The sequence below is a fragment of the Stenotrophomonas sp. PS02298 genome (genome assembly GCF_029959445.1).
Lineage (GTDB): Bacteria > Pseudomonadota > Gammaproteobacteria > Xanthomonadales > Xanthomonadaceae > Stenotrophomonas.
In genome coordinates this window covers 1-2,682 of sequence record NZ_JASCOR010000284.1, presented here as the reverse complement: position 1 = coordinate 2,682, position 2,682 = coordinate 1, and the positions used below count along the sequence as shown (strand labels likewise).

General features: G+C 63.2%; 3 protein-coding genes. 2 read left to right on the top strand and 1 reads right to left on the bottom strand.

Going from position 1 to position 2,682, the window contains the following annotated elements; translation table 11 throughout:
- Window positions 1-103: 103 nt before the first annotated feature.
- A complete protein-coding gene (locus QMX78_RS21090) occupies window positions 104-889 on the bottom strand; it encodes a DUF481 domain-containing protein (RefSeq protein ID WP_282273354.1) in 786 nt (261 codons plus the stop codon).
- Between the two features lie 157 nt (window positions 890-1,046).
- On the opposite strand from QMX78_RS21090, the gene QMX78_RS21085 reads away from it, so the two are divergent.
- Together QMX78_RS21085 and QMX78_RS21080 are read left to right on the top strand one after the other, a co-directional pair.
- Entirely contained in the window at window positions 1,047-2,012 is a 966-nt protein-coding gene (locus QMX78_RS21085) for a YafY family protein (RefSeq protein ID WP_282273353.1), read from the top strand.
- A 403-nt stretch (window positions 2,013-2,415) separates the two neighbouring features.
- On the top strand, window positions 2,416-2,682 hold a 267-nt coding region (locus QMX78_RS21080), incomplete at its 3' end, for a hypothetical protein (protein WP_282273352.1).

Genomic DNA, 2,682 nt, shown 5'->3' with positions numbered 1-2,682 from the left:
ATAAGCCACCGCGGCCGAGGGGCCGGGTTTTGCTGGAACCGCCCTGCCCCCGCTGGGCGCGGCACTACCGGAGGCGGCGGCCGGGCAGTCGCCCGGCACCTGCTTACTTGAAGCTGTAGACCACGTTCATGGTGGACAGCGTATCGGTCTTGCGCTTCTGGTCGGCAACGTCGCTGTTGTAGCGCGCCTGCCAACCCGCCTTGAGGGCGAAGTGCTTGTTCATGTTGACCGACACGCCAAAGTCATTCTGCGCGAAGGTGTTGTATGAACCGGATTCCACCAGCAGCGAATTGACCAGCTCGGTGTTTTCGGTGATGCCGAACTTGAGGTCGAACAGGCCGCGGCCGATCAGGCCGGTGCGGTTCTCGTCGGTCTCGGAGTTGTGGGTGCGGCGCACACCGGGGCCGATCTGGGTGTCCAGGGTGACGCGTTCGCCGTCGATCAGGCGGGTACCGTAGCCAAGACCGAAGGTACCAAGGCGATCGTAGGTGGCGAAGTCGTCGCGTTCATAACGCACCGTGGCGGTGAGCTGGCGGTGCTCGCCCAGCTGCAGGGCGCTGCCGGCACTGCCGGAGTAGCGGTTGGCAGTGGTCTGGCGCTTGCGGCTGGTGCTGCCGTCATCGGCGGTTTCCGTGTATTCGGCGCTGGAGCGCAGACCGAACAGATCCATGCTGTGGATCCAGTCATCGTCGGTGTAGCGCAGCTTCAGGCGGCCATTGAAGCTTTCGGTGGTGCTGTTGCCGTGGGCCGAGGCAAAGCCCAGTTCGCCGCCGCTGCCGCTCCACGGCGAGGTCATCGCGGCAAGGTCGGACGTATCAGTGGCGTCTTCGGCCCAGGCCAGCGGGGCGGCCAGCAGCAATGGCAGCAATAGGGAAACACGCAGGGACATCAGGAGGATCTCCTTGGGAGAGACGGAAAAGGGAGGCCTTGCGATGATACCGGATGGTCCCTGACCCTCAGGCGCATCCAGCGGCCGGGGCTTCATCCGCGATTACAGCGGTGGCCGACCTGCTCCATTGACGCCCGGAGTCGGACATAATCCGGGCATGGACCGCTATGAACGCATCAACGCGCTGCATCGTCTGCTCAAGTCCGCCCGCTATCCGGTCACGGTGATGCGGTTGCAGGAGGAGTTGAGCTGTTCCCGTGCCACGGTCTACCGCGACCTGGCCTTCCTGCGTGACGCGCTGATGGCGCCGGTGGAGGGCGATGGCGAGGCCGGGTTCCGCTACCTGAGTGGGGAAAGCGACCGTTTCGAGCTGCCGGGCCTGTGGCTGAGCTCGGAGGAGCTGCACGCCTTGCTGGCATCCCAGCACCTGTTGTCGCGGACCGGCGGCGGGGTGTTGTCGTCGATGCTGGCGCCGCTGCAGCAGCGCATCGAAGGCCTGCTGGCCGCCCAGGCGGGTGCTTCGCATTGGCCGGTGGAGCGGGTGCGGGTGATTCCACACCGCGGCCGCAAGCTGGACGAGGCCAGTTTCCGCACGGTGGCTTCCGGCGTGTTGGAGCGCAAGCAGCTGTCCTTCGAGTACCGCGCACGGTCCACCGATGAGGCGACCCGGCGCACGGTATCGCCGCAGCGCATTACCCATTACCGCGACAACTGGTACCTGGACGCCTGGGATCACAGCCGCGAGGCGGTGCGAAGTTTTGCGGTGGACCGCATCCATCAGGCGCGGCTGCTCGATCAGCCGGCGCGTGATGTGGCCGATGAAGAGTTGAACGAGCAGTTGGCGGCCAGCTACGGCATCTTCTCGGGTGCGCCCAAGGGTTGGGCGACGATTGTGTTCAGTGCCAAGGCGGCCCGCTGGGTGGCCGATGAGCATTGGCATTCCAAGCAGCAGGGACGGTTCCTTGCTGATGGGCGTTATGAATTGAAGGTGCCGTACAGCGTGTCGCGCGAGCTGTTGATGGACGTACTGCACTATGGCTCGGACGCGGAGATCGTGGAGCCGCAGTCCCTGCGCGAGCAGGCCAAGGCGTTGCTGTCGCTGGCGTTGAGTAATTACGACTGAGGATGCTTGGCTCGGGCTCGGGCTCGGGCTCGGGCTCGGGCTCGGGTTTGGGTTTGGGTTTGGCTCTTGCTCTGCTCTGCTCTTGCTCTGCTCTGCTCTGCTTTGCTTTGCTTTGCTCTGCCTTGCTCTGCCTTGCTCTGCCTTGCTCTGCCTTGCTCTGCCTTGCTCTGCCTTGCTCTGCTTCGGCTCTGCTTCGGCTCTGTTTTCGCTTTGCTTCGGCTCTGCTTTCGCTTTGCTCACGCCTTTGCTTTGGCGCTGCTCTTGCTTTGGCTTGGCTTTGGCTTTGTCCAGCTCTGCTCTGCTTTCCCCTCTCCCGTCCGCGGGAGAGGGGTAGGGGTGAGGGCAGCTTCTGCTTGTTGCTGTTGCCATTGCTGTTGCCGTTGTTTTTCGGGGCAGCAGAGCAATGGCTATAGCTGAAGCAAAAGCAAAAGCTTCCCCTCACCCCAACCCCTCTCCCGTGAACGGGAGAGGGGACAACAAGAGCAACAGCAAAGCCAAAGCAGAAGCCGAAGCCGAAGCAGAAGCAGAAGCTAAAGCCAAAGCAGAAGCCAAAGCAGAAGCCAAGGCAGAAGCCAAGGCAGAAGCCAAGGCAGAAGCCAAGGCAGAAGCCAAGGCAGAAGCCAAGGCAGAAGCCAAGGCAGAAGCCAAGGCAGAAGCCAAGGCAGAAGCC

Coding starts and splice junctions, on each gene's coding strand:
- QMX78_RS21085 (WP_282273353.1), top strand. CDS start 1,047: ATGGACCGCTATGAACGCATCAACGCGCTGCATCGTCTGCTCAAGTCC.
- QMX78_RS21090 (WP_282273354.1), bottom strand. CDS start 889: ATGTCCCTGCGTGTTTCCCTATTGCTGCCATTGCTGCTGGCCGCCCCG.